We start from the raw sequence: 18,603 nt of genomic DNA, 5'->3' as shown, positions 1-18,603 counted from the left end.
TCACTTATTTAGAAATCCTTTTTTTTACAATAATACGAATTTTTCCTAGGAAAATTGGCTACCATACTGTTAATACTACCTATATTCTATACTGATCGAACAATTTTAGGACATTAAAGGAGACTATTCAAATATGCAAAAGCACGAAACAAAACTAAAGAAAATCCATTATGAATATCTCGATCTGGAATACATAGTAATTAATAAATGTCCTCATTGTAATTTAGATATTCATCCGAACGCTGAAAACACTTATTTTTTACAAAATAATACCTTTCAAATAAGAGTGCTCTCTTTAGCCTGCCCTTCTTGCAAAGAGCAGTACTTTATCTTAAATGATTTTAGCGAAGATGCAACGGCCATTCACGCAAAATACTTAGGCTCCATTCCGAAATATGGCTTCAATGAAAACTCCTTGGTAAAAAATACAACAAAAAAATTTCAAAACCTTTATACCCAATCCATCAACGCTGAAATTTTAGGAAATCAGGATATTGCATTTTTTGGATATATTAAGTCTCTCGAAATTTTACTTAAGGATATTGCTATTTTAGAACATCCCGAAAATGAGGATGCCATACTATTTTGTAGTTTAACCGCCTGTTTAGAACAATATCACGCGACCAACATCCATCTATTTTCAAAAAAGTTACTTGAAGTATTAAAATGCGACTACCTTCATTACCAAAAAACAGATGCATTTTTTACGTATGCTGAACTTGTAAAAGATTGTATCGATTACTTTCTACTTTACTTAGAGCTTCTATTAAAAACGATTAATTTAAATGAAAATCAAAAACTAATAAATGGCACTAGAAAGGGGCATTGATTTGAAATCAGTGCCCCGAATGTATTACCTTATTCAGTTACTTTAAATGCAAGACGAATCGCTGGCATTGCAGATCCCGGATGATCTGTTGAATATGTTAATTGCGGAATTAATGTCATATCTGTATCCTTAATTTCTTGTTTGTAAATACCAGGATATAAGTCAATTATATGGTATCCTGTGCTTCCTGTTGCTATTACGTCAAACGTTAAGTTACCAGCACTATTAAAGGCACAAAGATAACCTGTATACGCATTATCGTAAGTTAAATAATAGGCATTATCAAACTCAGTCCAACCGCCACCTTTTATAGTAATTGAAATTTTTGTACCCACTGGCCCGGATAATGGTTCCATACTAACGATGGATGGTAAAATTCTCAAATACGTTTGTCCATATACTTCCCCATCAACGACTAAGTCAATACGATGAGGAATACCACCTAAATCATCAGGAATTGGGAAATCAAATTCTATTTTCCCATCTTTATCAATAGGCGCTTTTCCAAGTACAGTTGTTTCTTCGCCAAAGCCGTTACCACTTACACGACTTCCACGCATTGTGTTGAAAACAAACTCAACTTCTTTTTCGGCAGGTAGGTTAGATGCAGTTAATTTAACAGGCGCTCCTACAATTCCTTCTGTCACACTTAAATCAACTTTTACCTTATCTTTATTTTTCAGCTCAGGCATTACAACCCCACCATCAGCTGCTACTGGCGTTTCTTCCACATGATTCTCAATAGTTGAAGCAACACCTTCTGTCACTTCGAATAGGAAATCAGGTGCTGGTTTATCAGGATATGGTGATTGTAAATAATTAATATATTGCATACCTAAATAACCTGTACGTAAACGAATAGCATGCTTTCCAACATCCCCAGCTGCACGAATTTTTGCCTCTGCTGTACCGTTTGTTGAAATACCCGTTACTAAACCTGTATATTTATTATCATAAGTTAGTTGCCAGTTACGCATGTACGTACTCCAACCTAGACCTTCCATTTTAATCGTGATTTCTGTACCAACTGGACCTGACTCTGGTTCCATAACAAATGATGGATCTACCGTATACCCCACTTGCCCAATTTTTTCACCATCTTGCTTTACCCAAATAGTAAAGTCTCCACCAAAACCTTCTGGAACTTTAAATGATCCAGACCATTTACCTTCTGCATCCGCTTTCCCTTTCGTTAATGTGATCTCTTCCTCAGTGAACTCTGGACCTACAACAGCATATAAATCTTCAACAATATATTTTCCATCAATAGAATTCCAAGTAAGTTCTACTTCTTTGTTTGGTTCAAGATCTGTTGCATCAAATTTAACTTCATCTCGAACAAATCCACGATCAACAGATAAGGAAATATTATTTTTTAACTTCACTTCAGCTTTTTCTGTGGTTTCAGTTGTTTGATCTTTTTGAGTAGTTGTAGTTTCTTCAGCCCCTGAACAAGCAACCAATGCCAACATACTTACTAAAGTCCCTGCTATGAATAGTTGTTTATAAGTTGGGATTTTCAAGATCTATTCTCCCTCTTTTCTATTATTCTACTACGACTAATTTCGCCTTCATATCGCCATGTCCTGCACCACAGAACACGCTACAAACAATGTCATACTCTCCAGCTTTCTCTGGTGTGAATTTTACTTCACCATCTTTATCTAAATTTACTTTTAAATCAGAGATCGCTAGACCATGCACTCCCTCTTCTGATTTCAAAGAAAGTGTTACTTCTTCCCCTGCTTTTACATAGAATGTCTTTTCATCATTTGCACCTTTAAAATCAAAGTTCACACCGATAATTTCAACCTTTTGATTCGTTTCTACTTTCGATAAATCTACTTCTTCCTCAGCCTTTTCTGGAGCTGGACCTGCCGTTGCAACAGTATCAGACACAATTTGAAGTTTCGATGGAGCTACATTAAATGGCTCCCACTCAGCTGACGCATCGTTATATGATGCTGTAACTTTATATTCTAAGACACCTGTTGGAGTTTCTGCTGTAACTGGATAGGCAACAACCCAAAACTTGTCGTCTCCATGTTCACCATAAGCCATATCTAGAACTTCTCCAGTTGATAGATGTACCTGCACTTTCGCATCAACTACTTGTTCACCTGTCGTACCATCTACAATATTGTTACGAAATATAATTTTATCACCAGGAGAGAATCTACTTGATAATACACATCCACCTTGTTCTGAAACTACATCACCTGAAATCACGATCGAATTAGTCTCACCTGTAGTTTCTGTTTGTTCAGTGTCCGTTTCAGTCTTTTCTACCTCTGTACAAGCTGTCATAACAACCACTGCTGCAAATAACGATGCAAAGATTGATAACTTTTTCTTCATAAATATACCCCCCATTTAATAACTAAAATTTTACAATAAAGTATTACAATTACAGTATATTGAAACATAAAAAATTATACAATTGAAAATTATATATTTCTTCCAGATAATTTGTAAGAATCATACAACATCAATAAATACGAAAAAACAATCGAATTAATCAATTTTTCTTTAAAAAATCATTATCACTATTTATACTATAAAAACCTTATATCTCCATAAAATTATATTGATATATTTAAAACCATCGAATTTATATAAAAATTCTTTTTGCATATTTACTATTTAGGAGGAGAAAACTACTTTAAAAAAGGAGATTTCCCATGCCAAGAATTGCTTCGGTCAGTACATATAACCCACCCTATAAATTAAAGCAATCCAATATTGAAGAGTTAACAAAAGAACTTTTTCAAGACAAAATTCCACAACTAGAAAGATTATTAAAAGTATTTGAAAATGGTGAGATTGAACAACGTCAATTTTGCGTTCCTCTAGATTGGCATCGATCCCAGCACACCTTTGAAGAACGAAATAATTTATATATTGAATTAGCAACAGAATATAGTGTAGAAGTCATTCAATCTTGTTTGGGAAACACACAATTTCTCGAGCATCCCTTATCAACTGAAGATATTGATGCCATTATTTTTGTATCTAGCACAGGCATATCCACACCAAGTATTGATGCAAGAGTCATGAATAAACTACCATTTTCTGACCAACTGAAACGATTGCCTATTTGGGGTCTTGGTTGTGCGGGCGGTGCATCTGGTGTGAGTCGAGCATTTGACTATTGTTTAGCCCATCCGGATGAAAAGGTGTTAGTGGTGTGTGTAGAATTATCTAGCTTAACTTTTCAGCAAAACGACTATTCAAAGAGCAACTTAGTTGGTGCTTCATTATTTGCGGATGGGGTCGCCTGTATTTTAGTTTGTGGCGACCAAGTACCAGTAAAATCAATAAAACCTGTACCTCATATATTAAAAACGGCATCAAAATGGATGCCAGATTCCGAAGATGTAATGGGATGGGATATTAAAAACGATGGACTTCATGTTATTTTCTCTCGAGATATTCCTTCTATTATAAGTAAATGGTTAGGTCCTTTTATTAATGATTTTTTACTTCTAGAAGGGATTAACAAAGAACAATTGAAAAACTTTGTTGCTCATCCAGGAGGAAAAAAGGTGTTAGAGGCATATGAGGAAGCGTTGAACCTAACTGAGGAACATACCCAAGTTTCTAGAAATGTTTTAAAAAATCACGGGAATATGTCCTCCCCTACCGTTCTATATGTTCTAGAACAATATATGTTACAGGAGACCATTCCTAACAGTCATGGATTATTAGTTGCCCTTGGACCTGGATTTAGCGGCGAAGCAGTTTTACTCGAGTGGAGGGATTAAAATGATTTTTACGCTTATTTTGGCGTTTGTCATCGTACAAAGACTAGTTGAACTATATGTAGCTAGAGGCAATGAAATAAAAATGAAGGCTCTCGGGGCTTATGAAGTCGGTGAATCACATTACCCTTATATGATTGCCCTTCATGTTAGTTTTTTTCTAAGCTTAATTGTTGAAGTAGTTATTTTTAGACCTATGCTTTCCCCATTCTTTTCTTGGTTATTTATTTTATTTTTACTAACTCAAGCTCTACGTATATGGTGTTTAGCTTCTCTTGGCCAATTTTGGAATACAAAAATTATCATCTTACCTGGAGCTAATGTCATTAAAAGAGGACCATATGTATTTTTTAGACATCCCAATTATGTAGTAGTTTCTATTGAAATAATATTATTACCATTAATGTTCCAATCGTACTTTACGGCAATTTGTTTTACTCTTTTAAATTTCGCGATGCTAGCAGTTCGTATACCTATTGAAGAAAAAGCATTAATGGAAGCTACCAACTATTCAAAAGAGTTTAAAAAGAAACTGTCTTCACCTATAGTGAACGACCACCAACAGTAAACAAAAATTAGCTTTAAAAAAACGATTTATTCCTTTAATTATCATAAAATCGACATAAACCAAGGATTCTTATTAGAAATTATCTATGATAAGTCGTATAATTTAATTGACACGCACACAATGTTCGTTTTTTTGCAATAAATTTGTCAAATGAAGTCGCAATTTGTAGAAATAGTAATATGTAAATAGACTAAATATTTCCTTTAAACGTAAAAGTAAGTTACTATTTTTTCTTCAGTTATTGTTTTTGTAAATTAGCTTGATTTACCTCATATTTGTATTATCATGGAGACGTACCAATTAATTCTAAATCGTTTAAAAATGACCGTTAAAAAGATAATTGGATTTTTAGTTGTGTGAATGTTTGTGAAGTATTTTTCAAACTTTTGTAAATAAACTAGCATATAAGTGCTAATTGTAAAGGAGAATTGGATATGTCAGAAGAATTGACTCAAGCTCAGCAAGCTATTGGACAAGGGAAACTAGATTTACTTGATCAGTTATTAAAGCCTGAAGTTCAGGAATCGCTAACTACATTAGTAGAGCAATTACCAAAATTAGCCGAAGTAGTTACACTTCTAACGAAAGCATATGATTTAGCACAATTAGTAGCTACTGATGACGTATTAAAAAATGATACAGTGAACGGTATTAAAGAAGTAGCAGTACCAGTAATCGATTCCGTAAAAGGATTGGCTTCTGCTGCTATCGAAGCGAAAGATCGTGCAGAAGTTACAAATGAATCTATCGGTTTATTCGGTTTATTAAAATTAATGAAAGACCCAGAAGTGCAAAAGATATTCCGTATTGCAAATGCATTTATTGAAATTCAAGCTGAACGTAAAAGTCAACAATAAGTTTTATTATAAACTTAATAAGGACGGAGGATTAACATGTCAAAAAAAATCGTCATCTTAGGTGCAGGTTACGGCGGATTACTTACTGCTCTAAAATTACGTGAATTTTTAGGTAAAAACGAAGCAAACGTTACAGTGGTGAACAAATATCCTACTCACCAAATTATTACAGAATTACACCGTCTTGCTGGTGGTACAATTAAAGAACCTGCGATTGCTTTACCTTTAGAGAAATTATTTAAAGGAAAAGACATCAATATCGTTGTAAAGGAAGTAAAATCTTTCAACGTTGAAAGTAAAGAAGTATTCCTTACTGACGGCTCATACTTAGAATACGATATCCTAGTAGTTGCTTTAGGTAGTCAAACGGGTTACTTTGGTATCCCTGGACTTGAAGAAAACAGCATGGTATTAAAATCTGTTGACGATGCAAATCAAATCAACGCGCATATCGAACGTAAAATTGCTTCTTATGCACAATCAAAAAATCCAGCTGATGCAACAATCGTCATCGGTGGTGGCGGTCTAACAGGTGTTGAACTTGTTGGTGAAATCATTGATAACTTCCCTAAAATTGCGAAAAAATACGGCGTTGATTTCAATGAATTCAACGTTAAGCTAGTTGAAGCCGGACCAAAAATTCTTCCTGTACTTCCAGATGATTTAATCCAACGTGCTACAGAATCTTTATCAAAACGCGGGGTTGAATTCTTAACTGGTTTACCTGTAACAGGTGTAGAAGGTAATAAAATTTCACTAAAAGACGGTTCTGTGATCGCAGCCAACACATTCATTTGGACTGGTGGTGTTGCGGCACTTCCTCTTGTTCAAGAATCTGGTCTTGCATGTGACCGTGGTAAAGCGATCATTAATGAATACTTACAATCAACTTCTCATCCAGAAGTATTCGTTGTGGGAGATGCTTCAGTTGCCCTACCTGCTGATGGTGGACGTCCATTATACGCACCAACTGCACAAGTTGCATGGCAAATGGGCGAAACAGCTGGTTATAACTTATTTGCTTTAATTCGTGGTCAAAAGCTTGAAACATTTAACCCGATTAATTCTGGTACATTAGCTAGCCTTGGACGCAAAGATGGTGTAGCTACTGTTGGAGGAAATAACATTCCACTTAAAGGTCTACCAGCCTCTTTAATGAAAGAAGCAAGTCACGTTCGTTACTTATCTCACATTAAAGCGTTATACGGATTAGCGTATTAATAGAAAATATAAAAGAAGATTTCGGTTCTTATCGCCGAAATCTTCTTTTTTACTTACTCACTTACTTGTTTATCAACCGGTTTTCCAGCTTCCATCAATACCTTACTTCCTACAAGCGAGAAGCTCAGGATAAAAATGACAATCCCTGTTCCAATTAATAGCCATTCAATATCAATCATATCTGCAAGTGGACCAAAGACCAGCATGGATAATGGCATAACAGAAGTTGAAATCATTGTCATGACCCCAAACACACGTCCAAGATAATCCCCTTCTACTTTTTCCTGAAGTAATACCGTAGCTGGAGTATTAAAGATCGGCATGGCAACCCCAATGAGTCCCATGAATATTAAATAAATCCAAAATACCGGCACAATCCCTAGGAATAATGTACAGATTCCAAATGCAAAAGCGGAAAGCGTCATTGTATGCGTTCGATTTTCAAATCCACCCCATGTGGCAATGGCAATCCCGCCAATCATCATTCCGATTGAAAAGGCTATTTCAATCGCTGACAAATACCATTCATTTGCACCAAATGTTCTAGTTACTTGTAGGGGCGTTAAAAACGAAGCCGGGGCCGCTAATATTAAAAATAAAGCAAAAAACGTAAAAAACTTTTTAAGAAACTCATGATTTTTTATATAGTCTAGCCCTGCTTTAAAATCATTGAAATAACTTGTCGTTTGTTGTTCTTGCGCCTTTTTATGAGCAGGAATTTTTAAAAATAGTACCAATGTTAATACCGCAATTGCAGCCGTAATTACATCAATAAAGAAAATTACTTCGATCGTTGCAATAGAAAGTAATCCAGCACTAGCCATTGGAGAAAGCAGCATAATCATCGCTTGAATACTTCCATTTACTCCATTTACTTTCGTGAGTTTATCTTCAGGAACGATTTGCGGCAAAATTGCTCCAACTGCTGGCATTTGAATACCTGTTCCAACAGCTCGAATTGCATACATAACAAATAAAAGCCACATAGAATCATACCCATTTAAAAACAAGATCGCTAATATAAGTGTCGCAATGGCGATCATCGAGTCCGAGAAAATAATTAACAATTTCCGATTGTATCGATCTGCCCATACTCCTGCAAAGGGTGACAGGAAAAATGCAGGTACAAACCCACAAATAATCGAAATAGTCATCATGATGCCAGACTGCGTAGTTAACGTAATGTACCACATGATGGCATATTGTACGAGGGACGAGCCAAACAGCGAAATTGTTTGGCTTGTTAAAAATAATGTAATGTTTTTCTTCCAATTTTGTGTTGCGAGTTGTTCTCTTTGATTCATAAATTAACATCCTTTTTATTTTTAAGTTGTCATTTGCCAGTAGAACCGTTCGCCACAAGACTATTTTAAATAGAAAAAAACACAGGTTTGCTCCTGTGTTCGTAAGTAAAGGGATAAAAAAACCGATTTATTAAGACATAGGAAAAAGAGATTTGTTGAAACTAACCCAAACAAATCAATTCAATTTCTTATGCATAATTTCGAAAAATAGAAGATACACGTATCCCTACTTTTCACAACGTAAAATAAAGGTTTCCTAAAAAAGTCAGACTAATCCCATTTACTCTAGCACGAGAGCCTTGAACGTATTAAATTAACGGTTCGAAGTTTGGATACGTAGTCTAACTGATTGCATTGTAGGAACCCTCCATTTCTTTATAAGATGATGAAATTATAGCATAACCAAATCCCTCTATCAATTTTAGAAATGGAAATTATAAGAAATAATACACTTTTCTATGAAATTAGCTATTTAGGGGTATAATTGTAAATACGAATTTAGATTAGAAGGTGACTATTATGAATGATACAAAAGCTACTCTCAATAACCCTATTTATCCGGTTATGATTGCCATAGGAGTAGCTCATTTAATCAATGATACGATGCAGTCTGTCGTACCAGCGATGTTTCCTTTACTTGAACGCGATTTAGGACTATCTTTCACGGAGCTTGGCATTATCTCTTTCGTCTTAAATATGTTTTCATCTGCCCTCCAACCGGTTGTGGGGTTTGTTAGTGATAAAAAACCAATGCCTTATGCGTTACCTATTGGCATGATGTGCTCGTTTATTGGTTTGACTATGCTCATATTAGCTGAGCAATATTGGTTAATCCTGATTTCTGTGTTATTTTTAGGTTTTGGATCAGCCGTTTTCCATCCTGAAGGTTCTCGAGTATCATTCATGTCTGCTGGGAATAAACGTGGCCTTGCCCAATCGATTTATCAAGTTGGTGGAAACTCTGGACAAGCTTTAGCACCGTTAATTAGTGCATTCATTTTAGATGTATATGGACAGCGTGGCGCAGCAATCGTACTATTATTCACAACTTTAGGGATTGCCATTTTACTGAAAATTTCTAGATGGTATGTGCGTAGATTAGAGGCAGAAAAGTTATCAAACAAAAAGAAAAAAGTATTAATCTCCTCATTACCACCTTTAACGAAAAAACAAGTAGGAATTGCCTTAACGTTATTAATGGTCATTATTTTTGCTCGTTCATTTTATACAACGAATATAACAAGTTTCTATGTATTCTACTTAATGGACCATTATGATTTAACATTGAGAATGGGACAAATCTTTATCTTTATTTTCATGGCTTGTGGCGTGGTAGGTACTTTTTTTGGTGGGTCCCTATCAGATCGAATTGGACGTAAAAATGTCATTCTACTCTCTGTCGTAGGGCCACTTCCATTTTGTTTATTGTTACCATACATGCCAATATGGGTCGTGCTGATTTTTCTAATCATCATTGGAACATTAATTATGATCAGTTTCTCCGTTACAGTGGTTTACGCACAGGAGCTCGTTCCAAGTAAAATTGGAACGATGGCGGGGTTAACTACGGGGTTTGCATTTGGAATGGGCGCTATTGGTGCTGTAGTGATAGGTTTACTATTAGATAGCATTGGGATTGCGAATACAATTAAACTTGTATCCATTCTACCGATCTTATTAATCGCCGCCTTCTTTTTACCGAAAGATAAAGTGGAAAAACCAATCTAAAAGGAGGGAGTCCATATACGGATTCCCTCCTAACATTTAACTTCTCATCTTTTTCCTATAGAATCGAATCACAACCACAATAAAAATTAACGCTAATGCCGCATAAGCAATGTTAGAATAGATATCCATATAGTGGACAATAACCTCCCAAGAATCACCTACAGCAGCTCCTACATTGACCAATACCAAGTTCCAAATTAATGTACCTAAAGTTGTTAGTAGTAAGAATACACCGAAGTTCATTTTTGCTAATCCGGCTGGTAATGAAATTAAGCTTCGTATTAATGGAATAAATCGACAGAAGAATACCGTCCAGACATCATATTTCTCAAACCAAGAATTTGCTTTATGAATATCTCTACTTGTTAACCGTAAAACTTTTCCCCACTTATCGACAAAGCGTTCAATTCTTTTAATTCCAACAATTGCACCGATACCATATAAGATAATTGCTCCGACAACGGATCCCACTGTTGAAGCAATGACAACACCCGTTACCGTTAAATTTGTAGAGGTCGTCATAAATCCTCCAAAGGTTAAAATGACCTCTGAAGGGATTGGAGGAAATAAGTTTTCTAACATGATTAATAGGAAAACACCTATGTATCCAAAATCCTCCATAATCGTTGTAATCCAATTCTCCATTAAAACTCTCCTTATGTACTAAAATACTTGTCTATAGTAAACCCTATTCAAGTTTTCTTGTCTTCATACACAATAACAAAAAAAAGGCGAACGAGAAAGTCCCGCAAGCCTTACAATATTGTAACTTATAACTAATCTTTTGAGAAAAAAATTATTTATACTTTTTCTTTAAGCCTTTTGAAATTTGTTTCCATTTTCGTTGTTCAGCTAGCCGTGCTTGTGTGTTTGTTTTTCTTTCCATAAATGCTAGTTCTTTTTGTAGTTTAAAATAGCTTTGTAAGCGAGATAACTCTAGCGCGCCATTATCAATAGCGTGTAAGACCGCACAATGAGGTTCGTTTGTATGCGTACAATCTCGGTATCGACAATGTGCTGAAAGAGACTCAATATCTTGGAAACCACTAGCTAAACTGTCACTCTGATTCCATAGTTGGAGCTCTCGCATGCCTGGTGTATCAATCAAGCAACCACCATTCGGTAAAATGACTAGTTCTCGGTGGGTTGTTGTATGTCTCCCTTTTGCGTCATCATCTCGAATGCTTGCAACGTTCATTTTATCTTGACCGTATAGTGCATTTGTTAATGTCGATTTCCCTACTCCAGAAGAGCCAAGTAGTGCACCCGTAACACCCGATGTAAATAATGACCTAACTTGTTCAATTCCCTCCCCAGTAAGAGCACTTGTAACAATGATGTCAACTCCCATGGCGATTGCTTCGATTTCTCGTAAGTAATATTCGATGTCCAAACACATATCTGCTTTTGTTAATACTATGACAGGTTTTGCACCTGAATCCCATGCCGCAATAATATACCGCTCTAATCTGCGTAAGTTAAAATCTTCATTTAAACTCATTACGAGTAACACAATATCCACATTGGATGCGACAATTTGTTCTTCAATTTCAGTCCCTGCGATTTTACGGGAAAATGAAGATTTTCTCGTAAATAACTGATGAATAACTGCACGATCTTCACCCGCCATTTTTTCAACAAGCACCCAATCACCTACTGCGGGATAGTCTGTTCTAGAGTAGGCTTCATAAGCGAAATGACCAGCTACCGTCGCAAGCCATTCTCCTTGTGTTGAAAGCACCCGATACGAATGTTTATGTTCGATGACAACTCGTGCTGGCACACAGTTTACATATTTTTCATTATTTTTAAATTGCGTAAATTGCTCTTCAAAGTGCGATGTAAATCCTAATGTTTGTAAATTCAAAGGGTATTCCTCCTGATTGTGATTGATCCAAAACTTAGACAAAATAAAAAACCTTATGTTCTGCGATTTGGCAGTCATAAGATTTCATCACATTCAAGAGTATAAGAAAGTAAGCCTAGCCTAATTATGACCAAGCACAAATAAATCGTTACTTTTGAGATGAATGAAATTAGACAAACCAAATCGCTTTTCAACAATCGCATATACATTTGCCATAATTACATCACCTACTCCCTTTATTTGTCTTTTTATTATATTCATGGATGATGAACATGTCAATAATACTCCATCGAATAATAAAGAAGGCGAGGCATCTCTTAATTAAGTATGCCTCACCTACTATTATAAAACGTCATGTTATTAAACTCTCAGGTGATTATTAGTTTTTCCACTTTCTAATTTGACTGTCCGAACCATATACAAAGTGATTTGGTAGTACTTCGTGGACCTTCATTTCTTCCGTCGTTTCTTCATGGACATATGGAATTCGCTCACGTTTTCTTTCTGTCACTGGGTCAGGAAGAGGTACCGCCGATAAAAGAGATTTTGTATATGGATGAATTGGGTGATGATAAATTTCATCTGACGTCCCTAACTCCACAACTTTCCCTCTATACATAACTGCAATACGGTCACTAATATATTTTACCATCGATAAGTCATGGGCAATAAACAAATACGTTAAATTGCGTTCTTTTTGTAACTGCTTCAATAAGTTAACCACTTGTGCTTGGATTGACACGTCAAGGGCAGAAATTGGTTCATCGGCAATAATAAAGCTTGGGTTTAAGCTCAACGCACGAGCAATCCCAATACGCTGACGTTGCCCACCGGAAAATTCGTGTGCATAGCGGTTCGCATGTTCACGATTTAAACCAACTGCCTCTAGCAATGTGCCAATTCGTTCACGACGCTCTTGTTTATTTTTATATAGACCATGAATATCAAAGCCCTCGCTAATGATTTCTCCTGCCGTCATACGCGGATTAAGTGATGCATATGGATCTTGGAAAATCATTTGCATTTCTCGGTTGAATTCTTTTAACTCTTTTCGAGATTTCGCTTCACGAATATTTTTACCTTTAAATAGAATTTCACCATCCGTTATATCGTATAAACGAATGATTGATCGACCTGTCGTTGATTTTCCACAACCCGATTCTCCTACTAAACCGAGTGTCTCACCTTCGTATACATCAAAACTAATACCATCTACTGCTTTTATCGGGTTTGACGGAGAGCCGAAATATTGTTTTAAGTTTTTTACTTCGAGCAACTTATTTGCCATTTTCTTGCGCCTCCTTTAAATACCCTTCAATTCTTTGTGAAATTGCCTCAGGAATTTGAACTTCTGGTGCATCTGGATGCAATAGCCACGTTTTTGCATAATGTGTGTCAGACACTTTAAACATTGGTGGTTCCATTTCATAATCAATTGCCATGGCAAATTCATTTCTTGGTGCAAAGGCATCCCCTTTTGGAGGGTTAGTTAAATCCGGTGGCGAACCAGGAATCGTACGTAACTCTTCTTTTTCATTACTTTTCAGATCCGGCATTGACCCTAATAGTCCCCATGTATATGGATGTCTAGGATTATAGAAAATATCATTTACTGTGCCATACTCGACAATTTGCCCAGCATACATAACCGCTACACGATCTGCAACATTGGCTACAACCCCTAAATCGTGGGTAATGAAAATAATGGATGTATTACGTTTCTTTTGAATATCTTTCATTAATTCTAGAATTTGCGCTTGGATTGTTACATCAAGTGCTGTTGTCGGTTCATCGGCAATTAGTAGTTTTGGGTCTGCCGCAAGAGCAATGGCGATTACTACACGTTGACGCATCCCACCACTAAATTCATGAGGATATTGACGGAAACGCTTTTCTGGCATTGGAATTCCAACTAAATCTAATAATTTAATTGCACGCTCTTTCGCTTCTGCACTTGAAACTTTTTTATTATGCTTTAAGATCACTTCTGTAATTTGTTTCCCTACACGCATTGTTGGGTTTAAAGCCGTCATCGGATCTTGGAAAATCATTGCGATATCATTTCCGCGTACTTTTGACATTTCTTTTTCCGTTAATGGAATAATATCTTTGCCTTCGAATAGGATTTCTCCACCAGCATAAATACCAGGTGGTTGCGGAATAAGTTTCATAATGGCGTTACTTGTTACACTTTTCCCGGACCCTGACTCTCCAACGATTGCTAATGTTTCACCTTCATATAGTTCAAAGCTAACTCCACGAACAGCCTGTACAATACCTGCATAAGTTTTGAAGTTGACTTTTAAATCGTTTACTTCTAACACTTTTTTTCTCATCTTTTTTTCACCTTCTTCTATTTACGTAATTTTGGATCTAGTGCATCTCGTAAGCCGTCTCCAACTGCATTGAACGCAAAAATTGTTAAGGAAATGAAGAACGCTGGGAAGAATAAACGCCATGGCGCTGAAGTTAATGCTTTATTCCCTTCAGAAGCCATCGTTCCCCAACTCGCTGTCGGTGCCGGAACCCCTAAACCTAAATAACTTAAAAACGACTCAGTGAAAATCGCTGACGGAATTGTTAATGTCATCGTTACTAAAATAGCGCCTAACGCATTTGGAACTAAATGTTTCATAATTAAATGCCAAGTATTCGCTCCAAGCGTTCTAGCAGCTAATACATACTCTTGATTTTTAATGGATAATACTTCACCACGTACGATACGAGCCATATTAACCCAACCTGTGATCGATAACGCAATAATCATTGGGATTAAACCTGGTTTTAAGACAACCAATAAAATAATTACAACTAGTAAATAAGGAACTGCTGACAGAATATCGGCAATACGCATCATAATGTTATCAACGCGTCCACCAGCTAAACCTGCAATACTTCCCCATAATACGCCAATAATTAAATCAATTACCGCTGCTGTAATCCCGATGAATAAGGAAATCCTTGCCCCTTGCCATACACGAACAAAAATATCACGCCCTAAATCATCCGTACCAAACCAGTGAGCCGCTGATGGTGCAGCATTATAAATACCTAATTGCTCACGGTAACTATATGGTGAAAATATCGGTACAAAAATTGCCAATAATGTCACGATAACCAAAACAAAAATACCAAATACCGCTAACTTATTTTGAGAGAAGCGAAGTCTTACTTCTTTCCAGAACGATACGGATTTATCTGACAACTTTTCTGTATCACCATGGCGACCGCCGACAATCTTAAACATCTCGGGGGAAATTTTATCAAATTGTTGATTTTTTTGTGCCATTATTTTTTCGCTCCTCTCAATTTAATTCTCGGATCAATAACACTGTATAAAATATCAACGATCAATACAGCGAATAATAAAATAATCGAATAGAACACTGTCGTACCCATAATAACCGTATAATCACGGTTTGTAATACTTGTTACGAAATGCTTTCCTAATCCTGGAATTGCAAAGATTTGTTCAATAATGAAGCTACCTGTTACAACCCCCGCTGTTAATGGTCCTAAATATGTAACTACTGGTAGTAATGCGTTTCTTAACGTATGTTTAAATACTGTTGTCCATTTTCCAAGACCTTTTGCACGTGCCATTTTTACATAATCACTATTACTTTGTTCTAACATACTTGAACGTGTTAGTTTCGCGATAAATCCAGCATGTGTGATAGCGATTGCAAAAGCAGGTAAAATACTATAAGCAAACCCTTTCCATCCACTTACTGGGAACATTCCAAGTTTAAACGCCAAGAAATATTGCATTAAACCTGCCAAAATAAATGACGGTACTGATATACCTAATACTGCCAGCGTAGAAGCTAGATAGTCTGGAAACTTATTATGATAAAGTGCCGATATTACACCAAACAATATACCGAAACCTATCGCTAATATCATTGCCTCAATACCTAATGTTAAAGAAATCGGGAAGCTCTCCGCGATCATGTCGTTAGTTGAACGACCTTTATATTTCATTGATTCACCAAAATCGAAAGTTACAGTATCGATTAAATAATCCTTATATTGAACGTACCAAGGATTATCTAATCCATATTTAGCATTCAATTGCGCTTCTATTTGCGGTGGGAAACTTCGCTCACTAGCAAATGGACTTCCGGGTGCTAATTGCATTAAGAAAAACGTTGCCGTTACAATTACCCATAATGCGATTAAAATATAAACTAATCTTTTAAAAATATATTTTAACAATTTCGTCCCCTCCTTCTAGGATAAAATTAGAAAAACACGATTTGTTGTCCCTATGCGACAAATCGATGTCATTTCTTCTGTAAATTCACATTTATGCTTTCCTATTTGCAATCAAATGTAACAGTACAAAAGGCTGCTTTAGATCGAAAATCGATTAAGCAGCCTAAGTACAATTACGAAATAAGTAAACAGTAGTTATTATTTATTAATATCTACATATTTAAGTTGTACGTTACCTAATGAATCAGGTGCCATATTTTCAACATAATCCTTTTTCACAAAAAGATTTGTGTAATAGTAAACAGGTGCAATTGGGAATTCAGACATTGCAACTGCTTCTGCTTGTTTTAATAGTTCAATACGAGCATCAGCATCTGTTTCAGTAATAGATTGTTTTAATAATGATGCATACTCAGGGTGTTCCCAACCAGTATCATTGTTACCATTTTTCGCAGAGTCATATTGCTCTAAGAATGTGTAAGCATCGTTATAGTCAGCAATCCAACCCATACGCGCAACATCATAGTCTAAGTTACTTACTTTATCTAGGTATACTTGCCATTCAGAGTTATCGATTGTTACATCAATACCTAAGTTTTTGTGCCAGCCTTCTTGTACAAATTGAGCAATTGCTGCGTGTGCTTCACTTGTATTAATAGAAAGGTTAATTTGGATTTGGCTTGGATCAGTAATGCCAAGTTCTTGCATACCAGCTGCTAAAGCTTTTTTCGCTTCTTCTAAGTCATTGTCTTTAAAGTAACCACGATCTTCTTCAAAACCTTTAATTGCTTTTGGTACCATACCTAAAGCTGGTGTTTGCTCACCTTTTGTAATGTTGTCAATTAAGCCTTGACGATCAATTGCTAATGTAAGCGCTTTACGAATATTTGCATTTTTAGTAAATTCGCCAGTTGTATTAAATTTGTAAACATAAATAGCAGCATAATCTTGAATATTTAAAATACCTTCTTCTTTATAGCGGTTGATTACGTCTAAACCAACAGTTTGGTAAGGAGCACCTAAGAAGTCGATTTCCCCTGCATCAAACATAGTGGCTGCTGTTGCTTCGTTTTCTACCATTGAAATATTTACTTTGTTTAAAGCTACATTTGCTGCATCCCAGTATGTTTCATTTTTCTCTAACGTAATAGAACCAGAATGTTGCCAGTCAGCTAAAGTAAATGGACCATTTGTAATATAGTTATCACCTGCATCAGCAGCCCAATTTGCATTTGCTTCTGCTGTTTTGCTGTGAATTGGGTAATAAGTTTTAAACGCTGTTAATTCTAAGAAATATGGTGTTGGGTTTTCTAAAGTAACTTCTAAAGTCTTTTCATCCACCACTTTAATCGCTACATCTTCAACTGCCCCTTCACCCTCATTGTAGCTTTGTGCACCTTTAATAGGATAAAGAATCGATGCATATTCAGAAGCACTTGCAGGGTTTAAAGCAAATTTCCAAGCGTACTCAAAATCTTGAGCAGTCACAGTATCACCGTTTGACCATTTTGCATCACGTAAAGTGAACGTATATGTTAAATTATCTTCACTTACTTGAATATCTTCAGCCATAGCCTTAACTACTTCTCCGTCTTTTACAGTTGTTAAACCTTCAAAAACGTTTTGTAAAATTGCATTTGAAGCACTATCTGTTGCTAATTGCGGATGTAATGATGGTGGCTCAGATGTTAGAACTAAATTTAATTCCTTTGAGCTTGTCCCATCAGTCGATGTACTACCACTATCTTCTTTAGATCCTCCGAAGTTACAAGCTGCTAAAACGACAGAAAGAGCTAATAACAGGGATAGAAGTAGAAAGTTATTTTTCTTCATGTTGTAAATACCCCCAATCAATTTTATTAAAAATTATATTTCCCATTTTTCAGAAAACTTTACGTGAATTTTGTTCATTTTTCAGAAAAAAGCAAATGATAAATATTATATTAACAAAAAGTTAATACTAAATAAACTAAAAAGTATATTTTTTTAATAAATTAATATTTTCCTTTTTTAATTGGACTTTTCTAGAAAAAGTTGTTTTGAAACGGACAATACAACCTCTGACCGTAGTATAATTGATTAATTATAAATTATTTAGATATAACATACACATAATAAATTTATTATTCTAATCATTTTGAATATAGATTAATTTTAAAATTCGCAGATAATTTGGTAGCGCTTACCGAACTAATTTCTAAATTATATTTCCCAAAACAACAAAAAAGATGACAGTTCATTTTCACTTTG

The 18,603-nt window shown here is 35.7% G+C and carries 16 protein-coding genes; 6 read left to right on the top strand and 10 right to left on the bottom strand.

Features of this window, described 5'->3' with window-relative positions:
• Nucleotides 1-133: 133 nt before the first annotated feature.
• Nucleotides 134-829, top strand: coding sequence for a hypothetical protein (locus EK386_RS08485; protein ID WP_126658733.1), 696 nt, complete (start codon nucleotides 134-136; stop codon nucleotides 827-829).
• Between the two features lie 29 nt (nucleotides 830-858).
• Here EK386_RS08485 and EK386_RS08480 read toward each other — a convergent pair whose 3' ends face one another.
• Nucleotides 859-2,352, bottom strand: coding sequence for a hypothetical protein (locus EK386_RS08480; RefSeq protein WP_126658732.1), 1,494 nt, complete (start codon nucleotides 2,350-2,352; stop codon nucleotides 859-861).
• A 22-nt stretch (nucleotides 2,353-2,374) separates the two neighbouring features.
• Nucleotides 2,375-3,187 (bottom strand): cupredoxin domain-containing protein, encoded by an 813-nt coding sequence (locus EK386_RS08475; RefSeq protein WP_126658731.1) that lies wholly within the window; start codon nucleotides 3,185-3,187, stop codon nucleotides 2,375-2,377.
• Between the two features lie 323 nt (nucleotides 3,188-3,510).
• Between EK386_RS08475 and EK386_RS08470 the strand changes: the two genes are divergently transcribed.
• From EK386_RS08470 to EK386_RS08455, 4 genes are all read left to right on the top strand, one after another.
• On the top strand, nucleotides 3,511-4,593 hold the full coding sequence (locus EK386_RS08470) for a type III polyketide synthase (RefSeq protein ID WP_126658730.1): 1,083 nt from the start codon (nucleotides 3,511-3,513) through the stop codon (nucleotides 4,591-4,593).
• Nucleotide 4,594: 1 nt separating this feature from the next.
• Entirely contained in the window at nucleotides 4,595-5,158 is a 564-nt protein-coding gene (locus EK386_RS08465; protein WP_126658729.1) for an isoprenylcysteine carboxyl methyltransferase family protein, read from the top strand.
• Between the two features lie 434 nt (nucleotides 5,159-5,592).
• A complete protein-coding gene (locus EK386_RS08460; RefSeq protein WP_126658728.1) occupies nucleotides 5,593-6,015 on the top strand; it encodes a DUF1641 domain-containing protein in 423 nt (140 codons plus the stop codon).
• 36 nt (nucleotides 6,016-6,051) lie between these two features.
• The gene (locus EK386_RS08455; RefSeq protein ID WP_126658727.1) at nucleotides 6,052-7,236 is read left to right on the top strand and encodes an NAD(P)/FAD-dependent oxidoreductase; all 1,185 of its coding nucleotides are present in this window, start codon (nucleotides 6,052-6,054) and stop codon (nucleotides 7,234-7,236) included.
• Nucleotides 7,237-7,289: 53 nt separating this feature from the next.
• Here the strand turns inward: EK386_RS08455 and EK386_RS08450 are convergent, their stop codons facing one another.
• The gene (locus tag EK386_RS08450) at nucleotides 7,290-8,540 is read right to left on the bottom strand and encodes an MFS transporter (RefSeq protein WP_126658726.1); all 1,251 of its coding nucleotides are present in this window, start codon (nucleotides 8,538-8,540) and stop codon (nucleotides 7,290-7,292) included.
• 519 nt (nucleotides 8,541-9,059) lie between these two features.
• On the opposite strand from EK386_RS08450, the gene EK386_RS08445 reads away from it, so the two are divergent.
• On the top strand, nucleotides 9,060-10,268 hold the full coding sequence (locus EK386_RS08445; protein WP_126658725.1) for an MFS transporter: 1,209 nt from the start codon (nucleotides 9,060-9,062) through the stop codon (nucleotides 10,266-10,268).
• Nucleotides 10,269-10,304: 36 nt separating this feature from the next.
• Here the strand turns inward: EK386_RS08445 and EK386_RS08440 are convergent, their stop codons facing one another.
• The 7 genes from EK386_RS08440 to EK386_RS08410 form a co-directional block, all read right to left on the bottom strand.
• The gene (locus EK386_RS08440; RefSeq protein ID WP_126658724.1) at nucleotides 10,305-10,913 is read right to left on the bottom strand and encodes a DedA family protein; all 609 of its coding nucleotides are present in this window, start codon (nucleotides 10,911-10,913) and stop codon (nucleotides 10,305-10,307) included.
• Nucleotides 10,914-11,064: 151 nt separating this feature from the next.
• Entirely contained in the window at nucleotides 11,065-12,135 is a 1,071-nt protein-coding gene (gene rsgA / locus EK386_RS08435; protein WP_126658723.1) for a ribosome small subunit-dependent GTPase A, read from the bottom strand.
• A 379-nt stretch (nucleotides 12,136-12,514) separates the two neighbouring features.
• A complete protein-coding gene (locus tag EK386_RS08430) occupies nucleotides 12,515-13,423 on the bottom strand; it encodes an ABC transporter ATP-binding protein (RefSeq protein ID WP_126658722.1) in 909 nt (302 codons plus the stop codon).
• Nucleotides 13,413-14,471, bottom strand: a complete 1,059-nt coding sequence (locus EK386_RS08425; RefSeq protein WP_126658721.1) for an ABC transporter ATP-binding protein — start codon at nucleotides 14,469-14,471, stop codon at nucleotides 13,413-13,415. The genes EK386_RS08430 and EK386_RS08425 overlap by 11 nt, the downstream gene beginning before the upstream one ends.
• A gap of 17 nt (nucleotides 14,472-14,488) precedes the next feature.
• On the bottom strand, nucleotides 14,489-15,424 hold the full coding sequence (locus tag EK386_RS08420; protein ID WP_126658720.1) for an ABC transporter permease: 936 nt from the start codon (nucleotides 15,422-15,424) through the stop codon (nucleotides 14,489-14,491).
• Nucleotides 15,424-16,353, bottom strand: coding sequence for an ABC transporter permease (locus tag EK386_RS08415; RefSeq protein WP_126658719.1), 930 nt, complete (start codon nucleotides 16,351-16,353; stop codon nucleotides 15,424-15,426). Before EK386_RS08415 ends, EK386_RS08420 begins: the two co-directional genes overlap by 1 nt.
• Nucleotides 16,354-16,551: 198 nt before the next feature.
• Nucleotides 16,552-18,186 carry a peptide ABC transporter substrate-binding protein gene (locus tag EK386_RS08410; RefSeq protein ID WP_126658718.1) on the bottom strand — a complete coding sequence of 545 codons (1,635 nt, stop codon included), beginning with the start codon at nucleotides 18,184-18,186 and terminating at the stop codon, nucleotides 16,552-16,554.
• Nucleotides 18,187-18,603: the final 417 nt, after the last annotated feature.

The organism is Lysinibacillus antri, assembly GCF_003977595.1.
Lineage (GTDB): Bacteria > Bacillota > Bacilli > Bacillales_A > Planococcaceae > Ureibacillus > Ureibacillus antri.
Note: the sequence above shows the minus strand (reverse complement) of the source record. Positions and strands in the feature narration are given on the sequence as shown.